Origin of the sequence: Sphingobacterium sp. (genome assembly GCF_032065005.1) — a bacterium.
Lineage (GTDB): Bacteria > Bacteroidota > Bacteroidia > Sphingobacteriales > Sphingobacteriaceae > Sphingobacterium.
Genome location: NZ_DAMBMM010000001.1, coordinates 522,915 through 545,992, shown reverse-complemented (window position 1 = coordinate 545,992; position 23,078 = coordinate 522,915). Strand labels below are relative to the sequence as shown.

22 protein-coding genes are annotated in these 23,078 nt (G+C 39.6%); 12 read left to right on the top strand and 10 right to left on the bottom strand.

The features are described 5' to 3' along the window. Nucleotides 1-118 precede the first annotated feature (118 nt). Entirely contained in the window at nt 119-934 is an 816-nt protein-coding gene (gene kdsA / locus RT138_RS02325) for a 3-deoxy-8-phosphooctulonate synthase (RefSeq protein WP_313189359.1), read from the bottom strand. 6 nt (nt 935-940) lie between these two features. After that, entirely contained in the window at nt 941-3,130 is a 2,190-nt protein-coding gene (recQ, locus tag RT138_RS02320; RefSeq protein ID WP_313189358.1) for a DNA helicase RecQ, read from the bottom strand. A 109-nt stretch (nt 3,131-3,239) separates the two neighbouring features. Here recQ and RT138_RS02315 point away from each other — a divergent pair, with 109 nt between their 5' ends. The 4 genes from RT138_RS02315 (at nt 3,240) to RT138_RS02300 (ending at nt 6,519) form a co-directional block, all read left to right on the top strand. Next, nucleotides 3,240-4,205: a KpsF/GutQ family sugar-phosphate isomerase gene (locus RT138_RS02315; RefSeq protein ID WP_313189357.1), complete on the top strand. Its 966-nt coding sequence runs from the start codon at nt 3,240-3,242 to the stop codon at nt 4,203-4,205. Between the two features lie 112 nt (nt 4,206-4,317). Continuing rightward, nucleotides 4,318-4,692 carry a DUF1573 domain-containing protein gene (locus RT138_RS02310; RefSeq protein WP_093096571.1) on the top strand — a complete coding sequence of 125 codons (375 nt, stop codon included), beginning with the start codon at nt 4,318-4,320 and terminating at the stop codon, nt 4,690-4,692. 145 nt (nt 4,693-4,837) lie between these two features. Then, nucleotides 4,838-6,037 carry a pyridoxal phosphate-dependent aminotransferase gene (locus RT138_RS02305; protein WP_313189356.1) on the top strand — a complete coding sequence of 400 codons (1,200 nt, stop codon included), beginning with the start codon at nt 4,838-4,840 and terminating at the stop codon, nt 6,035-6,037. A gap of 188 nt (nt 6,038-6,225) precedes the next feature. Further along, the gene (locus RT138_RS02300; protein ID WP_093096576.1) at nt 6,226-6,519 is read left to right on the top strand and encodes a hypothetical protein; all 294 of its coding nucleotides are present in this window, start codon (nt 6,226-6,228) and stop codon (nt 6,517-6,519) included. A gap of 47 nt (nt 6,520-6,566) precedes the next feature. Here RT138_RS02300 and cmk read toward each other — a convergent pair whose 3' ends face one another. The 5 genes from cmk to yihA form a co-directional block, all read right to left on the bottom strand. Beyond that, a complete protein-coding gene (cmk, locus tag RT138_RS02295; protein ID WP_313189355.1) occupies nt 6,567-7,256 on the bottom strand; it encodes a (d)CMP kinase in 690 nt (229 codons plus the stop codon). Beyond that, nucleotides 7,256-7,669, bottom strand: coding sequence for a hypothetical protein (locus RT138_RS02290; RefSeq protein ID WP_313189354.1), 414 nt, complete (start codon nt 7,667-7,669; stop codon nt 7,256-7,258). Before RT138_RS02290 ends, cmk begins: the two co-directional genes overlap by 1 nt. A 6-nt stretch (nt 7,670-7,675) precedes the next feature. Next, a complete protein-coding gene (gene topA, locus RT138_RS02285) occupies nt 7,676-10,069 on the bottom strand; it encodes a type I DNA topoisomerase (RefSeq protein WP_313189353.1) in 2,394 nt (797 codons plus the stop codon). A gap of 95 nt (nt 10,070-10,164) precedes the next feature. Beyond that, entirely contained in the window at nt 10,165-11,016 is an 852-nt protein-coding gene (locus tag RT138_RS02280) for a UbiA-like polyprenyltransferase (RefSeq protein ID WP_313189352.1), read from the bottom strand. 3 nt (nt 11,017-11,019) lie between these two features. Then, entirely contained in the window at nt 11,020-11,631 is a 612-nt protein-coding gene (yihA, locus tag RT138_RS02275; RefSeq protein ID WP_313189351.1) for a ribosome biogenesis GTP-binding protein YihA/YsxC, read from the bottom strand. A 104-nt stretch (nt 11,632-11,735) separates the two neighbouring features. Between yihA and RT138_RS02270 the strand changes: the two genes are divergently transcribed. From RT138_RS02270 to RT138_RS02255, 4 genes are all read left to right on the top strand, one after another. Then, complete coding sequence (locus RT138_RS02270; protein ID WP_313189350.1) at nt 11,736-12,641, top strand: ABC transporter ATP-binding protein; 906 nt, start codon at nt 11,736-11,738, stop codon at nt 12,639-12,641. Nucleotides 12,642-12,655: 14 nt separating this feature from the next. Beyond that, on the top strand, nt 12,656-13,972 hold the full coding sequence (locus RT138_RS02265) for an ABC transporter permease (RefSeq protein WP_313189349.1): 1,317 nt from the start codon (nt 12,656-12,658) through the stop codon (nt 13,970-13,972). Between the two features lie 109 nt (nt 13,973-14,081). Beyond that, nucleotides 14,082-15,266: a Na+/H+ antiporter NhaA gene (gene nhaA / locus RT138_RS02260; RefSeq protein WP_313189348.1), complete on the top strand. Its 1,185-nt coding sequence runs from the start codon at nt 14,082-14,084 to the stop codon at nt 15,264-15,266. 547 nt (nt 15,267-15,813) lie between these two features. Further along, a complete protein-coding gene (locus RT138_RS02255) occupies nt 15,814-16,404 on the top strand; it encodes a riboflavin synthase (protein ID WP_313189347.1) in 591 nt (196 codons plus the stop codon). A gap of 15 nt (nt 16,405-16,419) precedes the next feature. Here the strand turns inward: RT138_RS02255 and RT138_RS02250 are convergent, their stop codons facing one another. Together RT138_RS02250 and RT138_RS02245 are read right to left on the bottom strand one after the other, a co-directional pair. Then, nucleotides 16,420-17,361, bottom strand: a complete 942-nt coding sequence (locus RT138_RS02250; RefSeq protein WP_185212178.1) for a hydrogen peroxide-inducible genes activator — start codon at nt 17,359-17,361, stop codon at nt 16,420-16,422. A 124-nt stretch (nt 17,362-17,485) separates the two neighbouring features. After that, complete coding sequence (locus RT138_RS02245) at nt 17,486-17,794, bottom strand: hypothetical protein (RefSeq protein WP_093096607.1); 309 nt, start codon at nt 17,792-17,794, stop codon at nt 17,486-17,488. A gap of 83 nt (nt 17,795-17,877) precedes the next feature. Here RT138_RS02245 and mazG point away from each other — a divergent pair, with 83 nt between their 5' ends. The 4 genes from mazG to RT138_RS02225 are packed head-to-tail and all read left to right on the top strand — an operon-like array spanning nt 17,878 to nt 21,394. Further along, complete coding sequence (mazG, locus tag RT138_RS02240; protein WP_313189346.1) at nt 17,878-18,681, top strand: nucleoside triphosphate pyrophosphohydrolase; 804 nt, start codon at nt 17,878-17,880, stop codon at nt 18,679-18,681. A gap of 52 nt (nt 18,682-18,733) precedes the next feature. Next, complete coding sequence (locus RT138_RS02235) at nt 18,734-19,909, top strand: serine hydrolase (protein ID WP_313189345.1); 1,176 nt, start codon at nt 18,734-18,736, stop codon at nt 19,907-19,909. A 53-nt stretch (nt 19,910-19,962) separates the two neighbouring features. Further along, the gene (locus RT138_RS02230) at nt 19,963-20,631 is read left to right on the top strand and encodes an HAD family phosphatase (protein WP_313189344.1); all 669 of its coding nucleotides are present in this window, start codon (nt 19,963-19,965) and stop codon (nt 20,629-20,631) included. Beyond that, entirely contained in the window at nt 20,621-21,394 is a 774-nt protein-coding gene (locus RT138_RS02225; protein ID WP_313189343.1) for a sulfite exporter TauE/SafE family protein, read from the top strand. Before RT138_RS02230 ends, RT138_RS02225 begins: the two co-directional genes overlap by 11 nt. Nucleotides 21,395-22,118: 724 nt before the next feature. Here the strand turns inward: RT138_RS02225 and RT138_RS02220 are convergent. Next, a complete protein-coding gene (locus tag RT138_RS02220) occupies nt 22,119-23,012 on the bottom strand; it encodes an OmpA family protein (protein ID WP_093096626.1) in 894 nt (297 codons plus the stop codon). Nucleotides 23,013-23,078 lie beyond the last annotated feature (66 nt).

Below are 23,078 nucleotides of genomic sequence, written 5' to 3'. Positions count from 1 at the left end.
GATCTGAGACATGAGATATTAATTTGAATAGAATTTCTACTATCTCTATAATCAAATCTAATTTCTAAAATCTAAGACATAAAAAAAGCTGGTTTTAATAAACCAGCTTTTTTATGTCTTAAAGAATCGCTTCCCTTATTCTTTGCAATTTCACCAACAGATCTTCTAACAGATCAAGGTGGAGCATATTTGCGCCATCAGATTTGGCATTTGCAGGATCAGGATGAGTTTCAATAAACAGACCATCGGCACCCACTGCAATGGCAGCTTTAGCAATAGTTTCGATCAGTTCCGGTTTACCGCCAGTCACTCCTGAACTCTGGTTTGGCTGTTGCAAGGAATGCGTACAGTCCATAACCGTAGGAACATTAAAAGATTTCATGACAGGTAATCCTCTATAGTCTACGATCAAGTCCTGGTAACCAAAAGTATTCCCACGGTCTGTAAGAATAACTTTAGGATTTCCAGCATCTTGAACCTTTTCCACAGCGAATTTCATCGATTCAGCTGATAAAAACTGTCCTTTCTTGATGTTAACGACTTTTCCAGTTTCCGCTGCAGCAACCAAAAGGTCAGTCTGTCTACATAGGAATGCAGGAATCTGCAGCACATCCACATATGCAGCGGCCATTGCAGCCTCCTGACTTTCGTGAATATCTGTTACGGTAGGTATGCCAAAGGTCTTCCCTACTTTCTCCAACACCTTCAATGCTTTTTCATCACCGATTCCAGTAAAGGAATTCCCTTTCGAACGATTTGCTTTGCGATAAGATCCCTTAAAAATATAAGGAATGTTCAGTTTATCAGTAATATTTACGATTTTATCCGCTATACGCAAAGCGATCTCTTCACCTTCGATGGCACAAGGTCCTGCCATCAAAAAGAATGAAGTAGAGTTGCCATTTTTTATTTCTGGCAAATATGTATTGATCATATAATTTTAATTACCTAGTTCCGACATAAATTTGATGCGCATCAATTGGATATCCTCAAAGGAGTAATCCTCCTCCCCCAATTCATCCAACGCAGTTTCGATAGCATCATTCTCCGCAGTTTTGAAATAATCATAGACCTCATCTTGACGGTCCTGATCGATCATTTCATCAACAAAATAACCAATATTCAGTTTAGTCCCTGAATTTACGATAGACTCCACCTCACGCAAAAGATCTTCATAACTGATTCCTTTTGACGAGGCAATATCCTCCAAAGAGATCTTTCTATCGATATTCTGGATAATAGAAACTTTTAAGGCAGATTTATTGGCCGTGCTCTTGATCACTAAATCCTGTGGCCTATCGATATCATTATCCTCCACATACTTTTTGATCAGTTCTACAAATGGAGCTCCAAACTTCATGGCTTTCCCCGATCCAACACCTTGGATTTGTTTCAACTCATCAATGCTTACCGGATAATGGGTGCACATTTCATCCAATGAAGGATCTTGGAAAATGACAAATGGCGGCAGCGACTTCTGTTTAGCGATCTTCTTTCTAAGATCCTTTAACATTTTCAGCAATTCTGCATCCAATGCACCTGCCTGAGCAGAACCTTCATCTGAAGAGTCTGATTTAGACATTTCCATCGGTTTATTTAAAATAAACTTCAATGGATACGGATTATTGATATACTTATTACCACCAGGGGTCAATTGCAATAGACCATAGTGATCAATATCCTTCTTGATAAAATCAGCTAATTCTGCCTGGCGGATCAAGGAATTCCAGAAATTCACTCCTTGCTCCTTCCCCGTGCCAAATAAGGCATGGGTATCATGTTTATATTTCGAAATAGGCTGATTGTTCTGTCCAATCAACACATTGATTATATGCTGATCATCAAACTTATCACCCTGCTCTTTTATAAAATTCAGAACAGTCAATAAAGGCTCCTCGGCATCGAAATAGTTCTTTGCCGACCGACAATTATCACACATGGAATTACATCCAGTTTCGTCAAACTTCTCCCCAAAATAATGGAGGATCTGCTTCCGACGACAAACAGCCGATTCAGAGTAATCAATCACCTCCTTCAATATTTGAGTACCGATTTCCTTTTCAGAAACGGGTTTATCTTTCATGAACTTGGTCAGCTTCTCTACATCTTTTTCAGAGTAAAAAGCCAAACAATAGCCTTCCCCACCATCACGTCCGGCACGACCAGTTTCCTGATAGTAACCTTCCATTGATTTTGGGATATCATGATGGATCACATATCGTACATCTGGTTTATCGATACCCATTCCGAAAGCAATCGTCGCTACGATCACTTCAATATCTTCCATCAAAAACTTATCCTGTGTATCAGCACGGGTCTTTGCATCCAAACCAGCATGGTAAGGAAGGGCTTTAATCCCGTTGATGTTCAATACCTCAGCTATCTCTTCAACCTTTTTACGGCTCAGACAGTACACAATACCGGCCTTACCTGCATTGTTTTTAATAAAACGAACGATCTGCTTGATAACATCCTCTTTAGGCCTCACTTCATAGTACAGGTTCGTACGGTTAAAGGAAGACTTAAACAAGGCAGCATCATTCATCTGTAGGTTCTTACGAATATCCGACTGAACCTTTGGAGTAGCGGTAGCCGTCAATGCGATAATTGGAATATCCTCACCAATTTCATTGATGACTTGACGGATCTTTCGATATTCCGGTCTGAAATCATGTCCCCATTCTGAAATACAGTGCGCCTCATCAACGGCCACAAATGAAACTGTTATGCTCCTTAAAAAGTTAACATTTTCCTCTTTGGCCAAAGATTCAGGAGCTACATACAAGAGCTTGGTTTTCCCTTCTTGTACATCCTGTTTTACGCGTTGAATTTCATTTTTGGTAAGGGAGGAATTCAAAAAGTGCGCAATGCTATCTCTACCTCCAAAAGCGCGTACCTGGTCGACCTGATTTTTCATCAAAGCAATAAGCGGTGAGATTACAATTGCAGTCCCCTCGCTCATCAAAGCTGGCAACTGATAACAGATTGATTTCCCGCCACCTGTAGGCATTATGACGAATGTATCCTTCCTGTTCAGAACGTTCGTAATAATTGCTTCCTGATCGCCTTTAAAAGTGTCGAACCCAAAAAAATCTTGAAGATTGTCGAAAAGTGATTTTTCTATTTCCATTGACTATGCAAAATAAATAGATGTAATAACGGTATGAATAATACGTGTTAAATAATGTATTTTTGTAGCGAACACATCATATTTATATATAAAATTAAGGAAATATTACGTGAAAAACAATATAGATATCAAATCGTTGGCACAGAGCACATTTGAACTTGAAGCGGCTAACGTATTGGCTCTATCTGAAAAAATCGACAGCGATTTTGTAGAGGTAATTGAGAAGATTCTGACGCTGAAAGGTAGGGTAATATTAACCGGAATCGGAAAAAGCGCAATCATCGCTCAAAAAATTGTCGCAACCCTAAATTCCACCGGCACTCCCGCCATTTTTATGCATGCCGCAGATGCTATTCACGGTGACCTTGGAATCATCCAAAAAGATGACCTCATCATCGCGATTTCAAAAAGTGGCAATACACCGGAGATCAAAGTTCTGGTACCATATCTTAAACAAACAGGGAACGTCTTAGTTGCCATGGTTGGAAACCAGGAATCCTTCCTTGCTGAACAGGCGGATTATATCCTCGACACCAGCATTACGAGGGAAGCTTGCCCTAATAATTTAGCTCCAACCACCAGTACTACAGTTCAACTTGCTATGGGTGATGCCATTGCTGTCTGCCTGCAGACCAAAAGACAGTTCACCGACCAAGATTTCGCAAAATACCATCCAGGTGGAGCTTTGGGAAAACAACTATATCTAAAAGTAAGTGACCTTTCTGATCATAACGGTGTCCCAATGGTGGCTGCGGATGCGAATATCCGTTCCGTATTGATCAGTATTACGGAATTTAGACTTGGAGCAACCGTGGTCATTGAAAACGAAAATATCCTTGGCATCATTACCGATGGTGATATCCGCCGGATGCTAGGTAAATATGAGGACGTTTCTGGCCTTCAGGCAAAGGATATCATGTCCTTAAATCCTAAAACCATAGACAAAACTGAACTAGCGGCAAATGCACTTCACCTCATGCGCCAGAATAGTATCTCCCAATTGGTGGTTACCGATGAAGGAAAATATGCGGGCATTATTCACCTGCAAGACATTTTAAAAGAAGGCATTATCTAATATCAAGATTGTAAAATTCTTGTGTGTTTATTTCAAAAATTCACTAAAGAATCGTATTCTTATAAAAATGGTCTTAGATTTGATTGAATAAAGCAACGAAAAAATTGAAACGATGAAAAAGATTACAAGTATATGTGCAGTATTGATTGCATTTATTAGTTTGACTGCGATGGGAATGTTTGCTGCAGAGTTTAAATTTGACAAAGAAACCCATGACTTCGGAAAGATTCCTTTGAATAAACCGGTTTCTCATGAATATAAATTCAGCAACTCGGGAGATGAACCAATCATTATTTCAGATGTACAACCAACTTGTGGATGTTCTGTAGCAGAATTTACCAAAACCCCTGTTAAACCAGGCGAGGCGGGAACCATTAAAGTTACTTTCAATGCAGCTGCTAAAGGTCCTTTTACAAAATCATTTATTGTAAAATCAAACACCAAAACCCCTGTTAAAACCCTTACTATCAAAGGTATCGTAGAATAAGGTAAATGTCATTCAGAATGAAACAATTCTGAGAAAAAATAAAAATATCATGGAAAGCCGACCTCTTGAGGTCGGCTTTCATTTTTTAGGACAAGCTCAGTTTTATTTGTATTTTTGTAAAGATTGAAAACATAATAAAATTATAATGCCAACTATTTCTCATAAGGGCATCAATATGCCTGCATCGCCTATTAGAAAACTAACTCCTTTTGCCGATCAGGCAAAAAAAGATGGAAAGAAAATTTACCATTTGAACATAGGCCAACCTGATATTGAAACTCCAGAAGTCATGTTAAATGCTTTAAAAAACATTGATTTTAAAGTTTGGGCCTATACTTCATCTGAAGGAACGCTTTCTTACAGAACTAAATTAGCTGAGTATTATAATAAAATCCATTATAACATCACTCCTAACGACATTTTGGTCACCAATGGCGGCTCGGAAGCAATTACCATTGCAATGCAAGCTTGTCTGAACCCAGGTGAAGAAGTTATTATCCCTGAACCTTTCTATGCCAACTATAATGGCTTTGCATGTTCAGCAGACATTATCGTAAAACCAATCATGTCTGTCATAGACAATGGTTTCGCATTACCTTCCATTGCAGATTTTGAAAAAGTAATTACAGAAAAAACTAAAGCAATTGCAATCTGTAATCCAAATAACCCCACTGGATACCTGTATTCACGCGAAGAGTTGGAGGCATTGAAAGAATTATGTCTGAAACATGATCTTTATCTGTTCTCTGATGAAGCTTATAGGGAATTTTGTTATGATGGCCGCGAATTCATTTCCCCAATGCAATTAGAAGGTCTAGAGCAAAATGTAGTGGTATTTGATACCGTTTCAAAACGTTATTCCGCTTGTGGAGCAAGGATCGGATGTATCATCACCAAAAATAGGGAACTTTATTTGACAGCATTGAAATTTGCTCAAGCTAGACTTAGTCCTTCTTTGGAAGGTCAGATCGCTGGAGAGGCTGCAGTAGATACTCCTGATAGTTATTTTGAAGCTGTATCCAAAGAATACACTGCAAGAAGGGATACATTGGTCAATGGTCTTAATAAAATTGAAGGTGTCTTCTGCCCTAACCCAGGTGGTGCATTCTATGTCATTGCAAAACTGCCAATCGATAATGCTGATAAATTCTGTCAATGGATGTTGGAGAAATTTTCATACAACAATGAAACAGTTATGATGGCTCCCGCAACTGGTTTCTATTCTACTCCTGGAGCAGGATCGAATGAAGTCCGTTTAGCGTATGTCTTAAACCAAGATGATCTTAAAAAAGCACTGCTTTGCTTAGAAAAAGGTCTAGAAGAATATCCAGGTAGAACTGTTTAAGTTTATACCTCAATCAAATTTGAAGGTCGCTAGTTTCCCTAGCGACCTTTTTATTTTCCCCGCATACCTATCTTAATAAATACATAAATAACACTTATTAAAACCCTGTATTTCAGCTATTTATAAAAAATATACAACAATTTGTAATCTTTGGCGTTTATAATAGTAGAAACTAATGAATAATATATATGGATAAATTAAAGAAATTCGAATTAATGGAGAAAATATCCAGAGAATTAGAGGACATTAGAAATAGCCAACAGGCTGTTTTAGAAAAAATCGCTAAAGTAGAAATTGACAATATAGAGTTAGGAGATAAAACTATCGAAAGCAAAATCCCTGATATCTATCAGCGAACTGCCGACAACTCTGAAGCTATTCTGGAGATCCTCAATTCCTTCCAAGAGAAAACAGATGACTTTGGAAGTAAAAATAATATCGATCAGTTGAAACAACAACAGGAAATCGATAATATGAAATAATAGAAAATGCCTCCATATGGAGGCATTTTTCTTTATAAATCTTTTCCCTAAGATTGGGGCAATTCTATCTTTTCCTTTACCAATTGAATCACAAAATTCAACTGTTCAACTTGGTTCAATTCTGAGTTATCCAAAACGATGGCATCCTCAGCCTGTCTTAACGGACTTTCTTCCCTGGTACTATCAATATGATCGCGATGTGAAAGATTTTCTTTCACCTCTTCCATCGTCAAAACCTCTCCCTTTGCTGACAGTTCCGCAAATCTACGTTCTGCTCGCACCTGTGGGCTTGCCGTCATAAAGATCTTTAGGTCAGCCTGCGGAAATACCGTAGTCCCGATATCCCTACCGTCCATTACAATATTCCTTTTCTTTCCCAAATCCTGCTGTTGCTTGACCATAGCCTTACGAACTGCCTTCAATGCACTAACCTCAGAAACATATTCAGATACTTCCATCGTTCTGATTGCGTCTGAAACGTCATTTCCATTCAGTAAGATCTGTGTCTTCTCAGGATTTGGAATAAAATCTATATGAATGTTCTCTAAGGCAGTAGACACAGCCTCCTCATCATTGATATCGATCTGGTTCTGTTGAATATATAGGGTTACTGCCCTGTACATTGCCCCACTGTCGATAAAAACAAAGTTCAATTCTTTCGCCAATGCTTTTGCAACTGTACTCTTTCCGCATGATGAGAAACCATCAATAGCAATTACAAAATTCTTCATAACCATTAGTTGGTTCCTCCAATCATTACACCGGGTTTATTTACCAAAGGAATCTTGATCATATTCTCATCAACGATACTTTCAGGTAAGAAAACATACTTCTTGTCATAAATAGTACCGTCTATATAATAACTCAACCAATATTCATTGGTCAAACCGAAAACCTGAGGGTCGATCGCTTCAATTTTCTGAGAAGTCTTGGCTTCCATATCACCAATGAAATGTCTCAAAATGGTCGTTTTCACTTCCTTACCATCCTTTATACCATATCCTTTGGAGGAAACCAGTACATTCTGGAGGGCTGCATTTTTTTCATTGATCAAATAAACATTCCAAACCTTTGTAGTCGGAGACTCAGTTTCCAGCACAACGGCAACCGAGATATCTTCAACTATATTTAAAGGTAGATCCTTCTTCATTTTATCCTATTTCTTTTTAGCAGTAGCTTTTTTCGTCGTTGTCTTTTTTGCTGTTGTTTTGGTCGCTTTCGTTGCTTTGGCTGCCTTTCTCGCCGAAGGTGATTTACTGTCCTCCTCAGCCCATTTCAGTACGTCCGCATAAGTGATCTTCTCTACTTCTGTACCTTTAGGGATTTTAAGGTTCTGCTTACCAAAACGAACAAATGGTCCCCATCGTCCATTTTCAATCTTAGCCTCTGGGTTTTCATCAAAGATCTTGATGACCTTGTCCTTATCTTTCTGACGTTTCTCCTCAATGATCTGGATAGCCTGATCTTGCTCAACATCCAATGGGTCCAATCCCTTAGGTAAGGAATAGAAACTGCTGTTGTGACGGATATATGGCCCAAAACGACCAATAGCAACCGTCATTTCTTTCCCTTCAAATTCCCCCACTTTTTTAGGAAGCTTGAACAATTCCAAGGCTTCTTCTAAGGTAATGGTCTCGATCATCTGACCCTTACGTAATGAAGCAAAAACTGGTTTTTCTTCATCGTCCGCCGTTCCAATCTGAACCAATGGGCCAAAACGTCCCACACGAACCGAAATCGGTTTGCCCGATACGGGATCAACGCCAAGTTCACGTTCATGGGTTGCACGATCGGCATTATCTAATGTATTCTGTACTTCCGAATGGAATGGACCATAGAAATTGGACAGCATATCGGTCCACTCTTTGAATCCTTGTGCAATCTCATCAAATTCCTTCTCTACTTTCGCCGTAAAATGGTAATCAACGATTCCCTTGAAATGTTGAACCAAGAAATCGTTAACCAAAACACCAATATCAGTAGGGAACATCTTATTACGTTCAGCCCCAGTAATTTCAGTTTTGGTCTGTGAACTTACCTGTCCGCCATTTAAGGTTAGAACCCTGTAGGCTCTTTCCTTCCCATCGCGGTCTTCCTTTACCACATAGCCACGGTTTTGAATGGTCGAAATGGTAGGTGCATAAGTCGAAGGACGACCAATACCTAATTCCTCCAATTTCTTAACCAATGAAGCTTCCGTAAATCTTGCCGGAGGTCTAGAGAACCTTTCAGTAGCATGCATGATCTCTAATTTCAGATCCTGACCCTTACTTAACGGAGGAAGGATGGCATTATCTGAATTGTCCAAATCAATTTCATCGTTATCATCGTCGGAAGACTCAAAATATACCTTCAGGAAACCATCAAATTTCATGACTTCTCCTGTTGCTACTAAATCTTCAGTTCTGCTCGAAATGGAAATCTTAGCCGTCGTTTTTTCAAACTCAGCTTCACTCATCTGCGAAGCAATCGAACGCTTCCAGATCAATTCATATAATCGTTTCTCCGAATTATCCCCATCAATCGTATGATCGTTGAAGTAAGTCGGACGAATTGCTTCGTGAGCCTCTTGGGCCCCTGCACTCTTCGTACGGTATTGACGTAATTTATGGTACTTTTCCCCATAAGCATTGATAATCTCAGCTTGTGCGCCCTGTAATGCCGTGTCAGATAAGTTTACCGAGTCAGTACGCATATAGGTAATGCGTCCAGCCTCATATAAACGTTGAGCGACCTGCATGGTCCTGGCAACTGAAAAACCTAATTTCCTACTTGCCTCTTGTTGTAAGGTAGAGGTGGTAAATGGTGCAGATGGAGTACGTTTTGATGGTTTAGTTTCTAAACTCTTGATTTGGAACACAGCATTGGCACAATCGTTCAGGAACTGATTAGCTTCCTCTACTGTGGCAAACCTTTGTGGCAATTCTGCTTTGAAACGATCCTTGGCATTGCCAGTATTAAATATGGCAACGATCTTGAATGCAGCTTCTGCATTAAATTTATTGATATCCCTTTCGCGTTCAACAATCAGTCGAACCGCTACAGATTGAACCCTTCCCGCAGAAAGTGAAGGCTTAACTTTTCTCCATAAAACCGGAGATAGCTCAAAACCAACTAACCTATCCAATACACGGCGTGCTTGCTGTGCATTGACTAAGTTAAAATCTATCTTTCTTGGTGATTCTATCGCTTTTAAAATGGCTGGCTTGGTAATCTCATGGAAAACGATACGTTTGGTCTTATCATCCTTCAATCCCAAGGTCTCGAATAAGTGCCAGGAAATAGCTTCCCCCTCACGGTCCTCATCGGACGCTAACCATACTGTCTCTGCAGATTTCGCCAACTTCTTTAACTCACTGACCAAAGCTTTTTTATCCGACGGAACTTCATATTTCTGTTTGAAATTATCTTCCGTGTCAATCGCGTCATCGGTTTTCACCAAATCACGGATGTGACCATAACTGGATTTCACTAAAAAATCTTTGCCTAAATATCCTTCTATTGTTTTAGCCTTTGCGGGTGACTCGACTATCAATAAATTTTTTGCCATTTAAATTCTTTGATTTGATGCAAAGAAAACGATTTCAAAATGGAATGCAAATTCTTTTTTATCCCCAATGGCAAAAAAGTGAGTACAATCATTTATCATTTAATCCAAATATCCAGTAAATAAAACACTGCAAAAACCACGGAAGCAATGCCATTGGTGGTCATAAATGCGCGGTCCACTCTACTTAAATCTGTCGGACTTACGATTCGATGCTGATAAATTAATAATGCCGCGTAAAATGCAACACCTATATAATATAAGGTACCGACCGGCATATATAAGACAGGTAAAAGCACAAATATAAAGGACAGGACATGAAGCACTTCAGAGATCCTTAATGCCGTCTTTCCTCCAAAATTTGCTGGAATCGAATTCAACCCATTCGCCTTGTCAAACTCTTCATCCTGCAAGGCATAAATAATGTCAAACCCACTGACCCATGTCAATACGGCCAATCCATAAAAAATCGGTACGATATTAAATTCCCCTGTAACGGCTAAATATGCGCCAACCGGCGCCAAGCCTAATCCTACCCCCAGAACAATATGACATAAGGGAGATATTCTTTTCATATAGGAGTAGAACAAAATCACGAATAAGGCTATTGGTGACAGCACAAAGCACATGAAATTGATGAAATAACAGGCAACCATAAAAACGATACAGTTTATTATCGTAAATAACAAGGCCTGCTTGGGACTGATCCGCCCCGCTGGAATATCTCGAACTGCCGTTCGCGGATTCAAAGCATCTATATCCCTATCCAAATACCTGTTAAAAGCCATGGCTGCATTCCTTGCCGTGACCATACAGACCAACATCAAAAGGAACAATTTCCATTCAAATTGATAATCCGTCGTATGGATAGCCAAGAAAAAACCGATAATAGCGAAGGGAAGAGCAAATATACTGTGTGCAAAAAGCACCAAGGACATATATTTTTTCATAAACTAGCTAAGTGGAGAAACAAAGTTATTGTTGATTTCACCTATGGTCTGTAATACATCCTCACAACCTAATTTGGTCTCCGAAGAAGTCAAGATATGTGGAGGTACTTCCTCAAACCAAACCTTCAATGCCTTTCTGAACTTGGCAATATTTTGATCCGCTTTGACCGCAGAATGCTTATCTGCTTTCGTAAATAACAAAAAGAAAGGAATCCCCTGCTCCCCTAACCAATAACAAAAATCCAAATCTATCTTCTGTGGTTCATGTCTACTGTCAATCAAAACAAATACACATTGCAAGTTTTCACGCTTCGTCAAATATTCACGGATGAATTTCTCCCAGGTCGCACGGTTCTTTTTGGAAGTCTGAGCAAATCCATATCCCGGTAGATCGACCAAATACCACTCATCATTAATGATAAAATGATTGATCAACTGGGTTTTACCAGGTTTCTGTGATGTTTTAGCCAAGCCCTTCCTACGGGTGATTGCATTGATCAAAGAAGACTTCCCCACATTCGACCGACCAATAAAGGCATACTCCGCTTTATTCGCCTCAGGAAGCTTATTGACATCTGTATTACTAGTTAAGAATTCTGCTCGATTGATATTCATAGGGCAAAGGTACGATTAAAAACGCTTTTATTTCTTATCAGAATAACAGCGAGACCGTATTCAATTCAAGAAAAATTCATAATTTCATCAACAAATCCATATATATGCTCGAAATTAAGAATATTGTTAAGCAATATGCCAATCATAAAGCATTAGACGATGTCTCCATACATGTACCTTCTGGAAAAATATTTGGCCTCTTAGGTCCAAATGGAGCTGGAAAAACATCGCTGATCCGAATAATCAATCAAATTACAGCACCCGATGCAGGACAGATCCTGTTCGATGGCCAGCCTTTGAATTCCTCCCATATCAGTAGAATCGGGTATTTACCGGAAGAACGTGGACTCTATAAAAAAATGCTGATCGGTGACCAAATGATCTACCTTGCCCAACTGAAAGGCCTGAGCAAAAACGACGCTAAGGAAAAGATCAAATATTGGTTTGAAAAATTGAAAATAGAAAGCTGGTGGGACAAAAAAGTAGAGGATCTGAGTAAAGGGATGCAGCAGAAAGTACAATTCGTTGCAACGGTCCTGCATGAACCTGATCTCATCATTCTAGACGAACCTTTCTCCGGATTTGACCCTGTCAATGCGCAGGTTATCCAAGATGAAATCCTTGAACTCAATAAAAAGGGAGCCACCATTATTTATTCCACCCACCGCATGGAGTCTGTGGAAGCCCTATGTGATAACATAGCACTCCTAAACAAATCAAAGGTTATACTAGAAGGTTCTGTCAAGGAAATCAAGAATAATTATAGAAATCAAACCTATAAGATCGAATATAACTTGAAACCTGAAACCGAGCGAATTCAGCTCGATCCAACATTATGGCAAATCATGGAAAACGAATCCAACGGCAGCAATGCCCTTACCATACAGATTCCAGAAGACAAATCCTTAAATGATGTATTGACCCAATTGATTCCTCAGATCGAAATCCAACAGATCTTTGAAATCATTCCTTCCATGCACGATATCTTTATTGATAAAGTAACTAAATAACAGCCGAAAAGTATATGAACAAGATATTATTAATCATTCAAAGGGAATATTTAAGTAGGGTCAAGAAAAAATCCTTCCTGCTCACTACTTTTCTGGTGCCTCTATTTTTTATTGGGATGTATGTTGGTGTATTCTTTTTGACCAAAAAGAGCTTCGAGGACTCCAAAGCATTGATTTATGTGGTCGACAACACTAAAGAAGTCGGTCAACAACTCAAGAATACAGATCAGATTACATTTACCCAATCTACCCAAGAACTCAATCAGCAGATCCAGGAAATCAAGGACCTTGATGGCAATACCAATATCCTCATGATCCCTGAGGACTTTTATCAAACCCATCATATTGAATTCCTTTCTTCCGGAAAACCGAATATTGGCACCAAATCCGCAGTGGAATCCCAACTGGAGGATATCCTGCTAAATTATCAGTACAAGGAACTCAACATTGACGCCTCCAAGATCAAAAGCATTGACACTAAGATCAATACTGCTGCTAAAGAAATTACAGCCTCAGGAGAAGCCAAAGACAGTGACACGCGGATTGCAATGGGAATTGCCATGGCGCTCTCCGTCTTGATCTATTTATCCCTTTTCCTTTATGGAGCCCAGGTAATGCGGGGAATTATTGAAGAAAAATCAAACCGGATCATTGAAGTCATTATTTCTTCCGTCAAACCTTTCCAATTGATGATGGGAAAGATAATCGGGATCGGCTTGGTCGGCATCACCCAGTTTGTCCTTTGGATTATCCTAAGTTTTGGATTGATCAGCATTGCTTCCAATACCTTGATCGATAAATCTGACTTTCAAAAAGAAATGATGCAGAACGCGCCACAGGGTGCTGAAATGCAAATGGACAATAATTCCATCATTACTGAAATCAGTACCGCAATGGACGCTGTAAATATCCCAGAACTCTTGATCACCTTCTTCTTGTTCTTTATTGGAGGATATATGCTTTATAGCGCACTGTTTGCAGCAGTGGGTTCAGCAGTAGATAATGAAACAGAAGCCAATCAGTTCACAATGCCTATTACAACACCTTTATTGTTGGCCTACATCCTATCTTTCGGCGTACTGGTCAATAATCCACATGGTCCAATTGCGACTTGGCTGAGCTTTATCCCGCTGACCTCCCCTATTGCGATGCTGGTTAGGATTCCTTTTGGCGTGCCAACTTGGCAAATCATCGTATCCTTTATCCTACTCGTTGCCGGATTTATTTTCACGACTTGGGTAGCAGCAAGGATCTATCGTATCGGTATCCTCATGTACGGCAAGAAAGCCAGCTTAAAGGAACTTATTAAATGGTTCCGATACAAAAGTTAGCAACCAAAAAGATACATTTTAAAAGCCCTTCTGACAGTTAATTTTAGGAAGGGCTTTTAAATTTTTTATACCTTTACCATCGCTGTAATAAAATTCAAACAGAATTCAAATGACTGATAAAATTAATCTGTCGGTATTCAAGAAGTTTTTTTCCTCGAATACATCCGGCGGTATTCTACTTTTTTTATGTGTTGTGATCTCCCTGATCATTGCTAACACCTCCTCCTCAACCGCATTCAATGAGCTTTTACAAGTTAAATTAGGTTTCGAAAACGAAACCATCCAATTACGATACAGCCTTAAGCAATGGATTGATGATGGCTTGATGGCCATTTTCTTTCTTTTAGTAGGCCTTGAAATAAAACGTGAACTGGTGGAAGGCGAATTTTCCTCACCTAAAAATGCAATCTTGCCTATTCTGGCTGCTGTTGGTGGTGCAATTGTTCCGGCTGTAATCTATACCATTTTTAATCATGACCAAGCCTCACATCACGGTTGGGGTATTCCAATGGCAACTGATATTGCCTTTGCACTGGCCATTATATCCCTACTCGATAAACGAGTTCCACCAAGCCTGAAAATATTCCTGGCTGCACTGGCCATTGTCGATGACCTCTTGGCAATCTTGGTCATCGCCATCTTTTATTCTACTGAACTGCATTATACCTATTTGCTATACGCCGCGGGAATCACAGGATTATTGGTCGTTTTCAATCGTACCGGTGTAAAAAGTGTTTGGGCCTATATTATCCCAGGCCTGTTTATATGGTACTTTATCCATCACTCCGGAATCCATGCAACCATTGCCGGTGTATTGGTAGCCATGACCTTGCCAACAACCCCAGATGCAACGGAATCCCCGTTGGAAAAATTGGAACATGCGCTGGCAAATCCAGTAAATTTTATCATTATTCCTCTTTTTGCCCTCGTCAACACCAATATTACCATCCATAGCGAAATGGTCCACGGCCTCAATACACCTCTTGGATTGGGAATTATCCTTGGACTCTTTTTCGGAAAGACCATTGGAATCTACCTGACCACCTGGATCTGTGTAAAAACAAAATTGGCCAATCTCCCAGATATGGCAGGATGGAAACACATGATCGGCGTAGGTATGCTGGGTGGTATTGGATTTACCATGTCTATCTTCATTTCCATGCTTTCCTTCAAAGACCCTGTATTTATTGAAGAAGCTAAATTCGCGGTGCTCATAGGTTCATTAATATCAGGTACTTGCGGGTATTTATACCTGTCCTTTGTGGCAAAAAAAGATAAATTTAAAGTTGATTAAAAAATAGACGTTACAACGTCCTTTTTGCATATATATTAAAAGAATGCGCGCTTATATAAAATAATATGCGCGCATTCTACTTTTAATAAATATTATATTCAATCAGATTATCGTTGTGAGAAATATTAAGCTACAGATATCAGGAAATTTATAAGGAAAAAAGGCCATAAAAAAAATAAAGCTTGAGTCAATCGGGCGATCGCTCAAGCTTTAAAAAATAACCTCTTTTATGAGGTAATCAACCTAAACCTAAGACAAAGATAGAGATTTACTTATATAAATTCCAAATTTATTGAAGGATTTAAACCGTATTCTTGTATATAAAATATTTAACTTGTTGGAAATCAGGAGAATAAAATTAAAAAAATAAAGGTTTTCAAACGGGGAGAATGAAAACCTTTAATAACCAATTATAAACCTAAATTATGATACCACAAAGATAGTGTACATTTTACACATATGCAAATCTTTTTTAAAATATTTTTTCAACCCTGCCCTTATAGGAAGAAAATTGTTTATATTATATTTGAAAAAAACATTCAGATATATGTTTACAGGCATTATAGAAACTTTAGGAACGGTTAAGAAAATTGAGTTGGAACAAAGCAACATTCATTACTTCATCGAATCGCCCATATCCCCTGACCTTAAAATCGACCAGAGTGTTTCCCACAACGGCGTATGTTTAACGGTGGTAGGCATTGAAGAAAATACCCATCAGGTTACGGCTATCCATGAAACTCTTGAAAAAAGCAATCTAGGAAAACTCAAGGTTGGCGATATAGTGAATCTTGAAAGATGTGTCAAGGTGGATGGACGATTGGACGGACATATAGTTCAAGGCCATGTGGACCAAACCGCAATCTGCTCCGCAGTAGAGCCTCAGGAAGGAAGTGTCGTATATACTTTTGAATACGATGCCGCTTTGAACAATCTAACTGTAGAAAAGGGATCTATTACTGTAAATGGCATCAGCTTAACGGTAGTGAATTCTGGCAAAAATAGCTTTTCCGTAGCTATTATCCCCTATACACTGGACAACACCAATCTCAAAACCATAGAACTCGGTTCCACCGTCAATCTGGAATTTGATATCATCGGTAAATACGTGAGCAAACTGCTCGCTATGAGACAATAAAAAAACAATGGGCTTTTATATTGAAAAGCCCATTACTTCTTTTTTGCGTTTCGTCTTAAATTTCTCCGGTACAATATTCAGGATCTCATTCTTCAGCATGTTTATCGCATGTTTCTTGACGTAATTCTGCGGCGTCACCAAGCTGATCTCCCGCACCGGTTCCGGATTCCGGAAATAGCGAACATGCGCCAATTGATCTTCATCATAATTGGAAATACTCATTTCCGGAAGGATCGTCAAACCTCCATTGAGGTCCACCATGCGCTTCAACGTTTCAACACTTCCCGTATTATAATCAAAAGTACCTTCCTTGGATTGGTTGTGCTTGAAATTGCAGATATTCAAGACCTGGCCCCGCATACAATGACCTTCATTCAATAACCATAGTTTTTCACTGGAGATATCCTCCACATTGATCATTTTCTTTTCATAAACAGAACTGCGATCCGATACGTAGGCTACAAAAGTTTCATAAAACAAAGGAATTTCCTGGATTCCCGGATCATGTAAGGGTGTAGAAAGGATACCACAATCCAGTGTACCTATCTTTAATTCCTGAATGATCTGCTCCGTCGTATATTCCCAGATCTGCAATTTCAACTTGTTGTATTTCTTCATGAAATTCGAAATCACGTTCGGCAATAAATAAGGTGCAACAGTGGGGATTACCCCTATCTTTAGATCTCCAGCCAACTCGCCCCTTTCAGCTTGCAATATCTCGGAGATCTTTTTGCTCTCCGTTAGGACAGTACGCGCTTGCTCAATGATCTTTTCTCCAATTTCTGTGGGTACCACGGGCTGCCGACTTCTATCGAAAATCTTGACTCCCAATGATTCTTCTAATTTTTGGATCTGCATGCTCAAGGTGGGCTGGGTTACAAAACATTTCTCAGCAGCAGCCACAAAGCTTCTATAGGTATCGACGGCAATTATGTATTCTAATTGGACTAGGGTCATGTTATAAATTTTAACTATACAAATGTAATGAAGTTATTATGCCATTTAGAATCCTAACTTAAAAAGGACATAAAACAAACAAAGCCCGGGAATCCCCAGGCTTTGTGTTAATCAACAGCTCATTTTAATGATGATGCTGCTTGTATTTCATTTCTAAATCTAAAATTATATCTCTCTTTTTACCTTCGATCAACGAAAGGTTACCGGCAACAAATACGCCCTTCTCCCCTGTCTTAGTATTCCGGATACCATAAACCGATGATTCATCTGCCGGATCTGACTCGCCCTCATAGCGATAAAGCACATCAATTTCATAAACTGCAGCCTCATCCGAAAGCTTATCAAACTCAACATTATAATCAATTGAATACCCATTCTTCGACAGATTATCCAAGGCCTCTGTCATTGTTGCATATTTAAATGTTTTATCCATTTTATATTCTTAATGTACGTTTCTTTAAAAACACATAACTTTGGCTATTGTTTCAAAATGATCATATAATTTATTACCGCACTATGGCTCACATACCTCCTCCAGCAAAAAATACAGCTTCAGAAGCCTTTGAAAGATTACTCGAAGTCCTGAATACATTAAGGATCGAATGTCCCTGGGACAAAAAACAGACTATGGAATCTTTAAGGCACCTGACCATTGAGGAGCTGTACGAACTTACGGATGCTATCCTTGAAAAAGACTATGAAGAAATAAAAAAAGAGCTGGGTGATATTATGATGCACTTGGTTTTCTATGCTCGAATTGCAGCGGAGGAAAACAGGTTCAACATCATAGATGTACTAAACGCGGTATGCGACAAACTGATCATCCGACATCCACACATCTATTCGGATACGGAAGTAAAGGATGATGAAGACGTAAAACAGAACTGGGAAGCCATCAAACTCAAAGAAGGTAACAAATCCGTTCTTCAGGGAGTTCCGCAAAGCCTTCCTGCTCTGGTTAAAGCTTACCGGATACAAGATAAGGTTCGTGGTGTAGGCTTTGACTGGGAAGATAAAACCGAAGTCTGGAATAAAGTCGAGGAAGAATTAGCGGAATTCAAAGCTGAATTTGACCTTAAAAACGGAACCATCAATGCGGAAAAAGCGGAAGAAGAATTTGGTGACCTTCTATTCTCCTTGATCAATTATGCTCGACATATCGGTATCAATCCGGAAAATGCACTGGAAAAAACCAATAAAAAATTTATCCATAGGTTTACCTATCTCGAAACCCAAGCAGCCAAGCACGGACAGGTATTAAGGGAGATGACCCTGGAAGAAATGGATGTGTATTGGAACGAAGCTAAAAAGCTGAAATAATTGCACTTATGTTTTTTTCTTGATAACTTTAATACGGTACAAAACCTGTCGTATGCAAATTATTTTGAAGCTCCTTAAATGGTTGGGAATCGCCCTGGTGTCGGTTCTCCTCATCGCTGTTGTGTATTTATATGCCACTGGAAAAGACTTTCTGCTCAAAGGGGTCTATGTCACTTACCTACATGGCCATAAAACCGCCTATCTCGATGATTATCGTTTTTTCGACAACCATGAAATTGAAACCGGAACCCCTCAGCCCTGGAACATCTCCAAAGAATATAATAGCGTAAAAATAACCGATAGCCTGAAGAGAATACATGACAGATGGAAATCTGTGGCCTATATGATCATCCATAAAGACAGTATCTGGTTTGAAGAGTATTATGGAGGATATGCTGATTCCTCCCGATCCAACTCTTTCTCCATGGCCAAAAGCATGGTCGCTGCCCTCTTGGGAAAAACAATTGAAAGCGGACAGGTAAAGAGCTTGCAACAGAAAGTCAAGGATTTTGTTCCAGAACTGATCGGACCCTATGCAGACTCCCTTAAAATGGTTGACCTCGTTTCCATGAGCTCCGGTATGAAATGGGACGAAAGCTATTACGACCCATTTTCCATCACAACAAGACTGTATTTTGATAAAGATATCGTTGGAACTTTAGACCAGCTCCCCATCAACAACCAACCGGGACAAAAGTTCATCTATAAAAGTGGGGATACCCAATTACTTGGAATTGCATTGCAGCGAGCTACAAAAAAGAGCTTATCGGAATTGCTTTCCCAATATTTCTGGAAGCCAATGGGCGCTGAGCATACGGCACTTTGGCAGGTTGACAGCAAAAAATACGGTATTGAAAAAGCCTATTGCTGCGTAGCCTCCAATGCCCGCGACTTTGCCCGATTCGGCAAACTGTACATGAACCACGGAAAATGGAATGGTCAGCAGCTTTTGGACTCTGCCTATATCAAACAATCGGTTACCAATACCTTTGCGGACTCTCCGGAATATGGATATGGCTGGTGGATAGGCAAATACAAGGACAAAGATTATTTCTATATGGATGGCCACCTAGGTCAATATGTTATTTCAGTCCCGCAGGACGACCTGATCATCGTTCGTTTAGGTCATGGTATCGGTGGCAAGCCGAGATCCAATCCAGGTTCCGCATTCTATAATTTCATTGACCAAGCCTATATCATGCTTGGCGACAGAATCAAAGAAAATTAGCCAAACTACTGAATTAAAGCAGTTTTAAAGATAATATTTGTATTTTTGCCCCAATGAAAGAATTAGCCGTCATCTTTGATATGGATGGTGTAATTGCCCACACTAATCCATACCACGCCAAAGCCTTTGAAGCATTTTTTGATAAGTACCAAATCCCTTATTCCGATGAGGAATTTGAAAAACATATGTATGGCAAACATAACAGCTATATATTTACCCACTTCTTTAAAAGACCCATTGCAGGACAAAAACTATTAAACCTTGAAATGGAAAAAGAAGGTCTGTTCAGGGAAATTTATAAAGTGGAAGCCAAACCAATCCCCTTCCTTCCAGATTTCCTGAGCAACTTAAAAGACAACGACATTAAACTTGGGGTTGCTACCTCTGCTCCTCGTGCTAATATGGACTTGATATTGGACGCCCTGGACATCCGAAGTTTCTTTAAGTCAACCCTCGGATCCGAAAATGTGGAACTGCACAAACCTCATCCTGAAGTTTACCTGAAATCAGCAAATAACCTGAATATGGATCCCCAAAACTGTTTTGTATTTGAAGATTCTTTTTCCGGTGTTACTGCTGGCCTGAATGCCAATATGAATGTCATTGGGGTCCTTAGCTCCCATAAGAAGGAAGATTTGCCTGTTTGCCTCGATTATATCGACAACTATAAAAACATGAATGTCGACAGGTTAAAATCACTTTACAAAGAGAATGTGGGATAATGCATTAGAACTGATCCCCTCTCCAGCTGCATGGATTCTCTACTTTTTCTGTGCCATACTCATTGGGGTCTCTAAAACCGGCATACAGAACGTAGGAACTTTTACCATTCCAATGTTTGCCTTACTTTTTGGAGCCAAATTCTCTACAGGGATCGTTCTGATTCTCCTCTGCATGGCGGATCTCCTCGCAGTGATCTATTATAGGAAACAATTTATTTGGTCCGAAATCAAATCCATGCTCCCTTTTTCCATGATAGGACTTTTTATAGGTCTCTTTGTCGGTGAATATATTGACGATGGCACCTTTAAGTTTATCATGGGGGCCTGTATCTTTATCTCCGTCCTGTTGATGATCTGGGGAACCAACAAAGCCAAGAAAAACCAAGATGCTAAGGATTTCACGGACAATTGGTGGTATTCTCCTTCCTTCGGTCTCTTGGTCGGATTTTCAACGATGATCGGCAATGCAGCAGGCCCAGCCCTCACCATTTACCTGCTGACCCGCAAGCTCAACAAAGTAACCTTGGTCGCAACTGGAGCTTGGTTCATCATGATCCTCAACTTCTCCAAAATACCCCTTCAGCTTTTTGTCTGGAAAAACCTGACCTGGGAAGGCATCATCCTAAATTGCCTTGCCATTCCTTTTATCCTTCTAGGAGGCTACATCGGCATAAAACTTGTCAAGATCATTCCCGAAAAAGAATTTAAGATCGTTATTCTGGCATTGGTGATAATATCGTCGCTGATGTTGATGTTTGGGTAAACTAATTGAGACTTAAGACATCAGATACAAGACATTAGAGCATTTCTAACGCCTATCATGTGAAGCACGAAACATCTCGGAACCATGCTTTTTATTATACCCACATCTGTCATGTTTAGGCACGAAATATCTAGGAACCATACCCTTTATTATACCTACACCTGTCATGTTTAGGCACGAAATATTTCGGAACCTTGCCTTTTATTATCCCCACACCTGTCATCTTTAGGCACGAAACATCTCGGAACTATGCCCTTTATTATATCCACACCTGTCATGTTAAGGCACGAAACATCTAGGAACTATAGTTAATTTGAATCTAAACTATAGTTTGTATTGGCGTACAGGTCCTGGACCTTCGGTCCAGAATGACAGGACATTTTGGAGGTGAACCGTACAGATTCCTCACTGATCGTTCAGAATAAGAGTAAACAAAAAACACTTCCCTAATCCCTTTATTCGTGATTCATATCCAGATCTTGGTCTTTCCTCTAATCCTTTAATCATGGTTCAAATCCAGATCTTGGTCTATCCGGTGGGTGAGCCTGTCGAACCCCAAATCCTCGTTGGGTGAGCGGCATCTCGGCTTCGCTCGATAACCGTCGAACCCCAATCCTGGTTCAAACCAAAAAAAAGACACAAGAACGTTCTATTGTCTTGTGTCTTTTGTGTTATGTCTAAACACCACAAAGGGAGTCATTTACGAATCCCTTTGTGGTTTTAATTAAAACGATGTTGTATCCACCGGAACTTCTGAATTTTCGGTTTCAGGAGCTTTATCGATCAACTCCATAAACTGATCCAGTTTAGGGGTAATGATAATCTGTGTTCTACGGTTTTTAGATTTACCATCTGCGCTAGCATTGCTGGCGACAGGGTTATATTCACCACGTCCACCGGCTGTCAAACGCTTAGGATCAACTCCATAGGTGTTCTGCAAGGCTTGAACGACTGATGATGCTCTCAATGTACTTAAATCCCAGTTGTTGCGGATATTAGGTTTTGAGATTGGATCTGTATCGGTATTACCTTCGATCAGCACATCATAATCTTTGTAATCTTGGATGATCTTGGCAATTTTCGACAAGGTCTCACCAGCACGGTCTGAAATCTCGTAGCTACCTGATTTATATAACATATTATCAGACAATGAAATATAAACCACACCTTTTAAAACTTGAACATCCACGTCGTTCATTTCTTCACGACTTAAGGAACGGGTCAAGTTATTTGTCAACACCATATTAAGTGAATCACTTTTTTGTTTGGTGTTTACTAAGTGCTGAATGTATTTATTGGAAGCATTGATTTCATCGACCAATTTGGAAATATTGACATTTCCTTGGGTATTTTGGTTGATACTATTATCCAATGTTCCCTGAAGTTTAGCTAAGGCCTCTCTTAATCCCGCATTGTTTTTGCGTTCTTGCTCAAGTTGTTCCTCCAAGCTCTTCACTCTGGTTTTACTTTCTGCAAGGTCTAACTGACTCTGATTATATTTATCACCCAGTTCCTTATATTGAGCTTCCAAAGCTCGGTGAGTCTTCTTGCTTACACCACATGAGGTAATAAACAAGGCTGACACCAACAGTAATGGTACGCTAATTCTTTTAATCATAACGCTTGATTTTGTTTGTATTCTTATAATGTTACGCTACTGTTAAGCAAAAGGAATGCCTTTTAT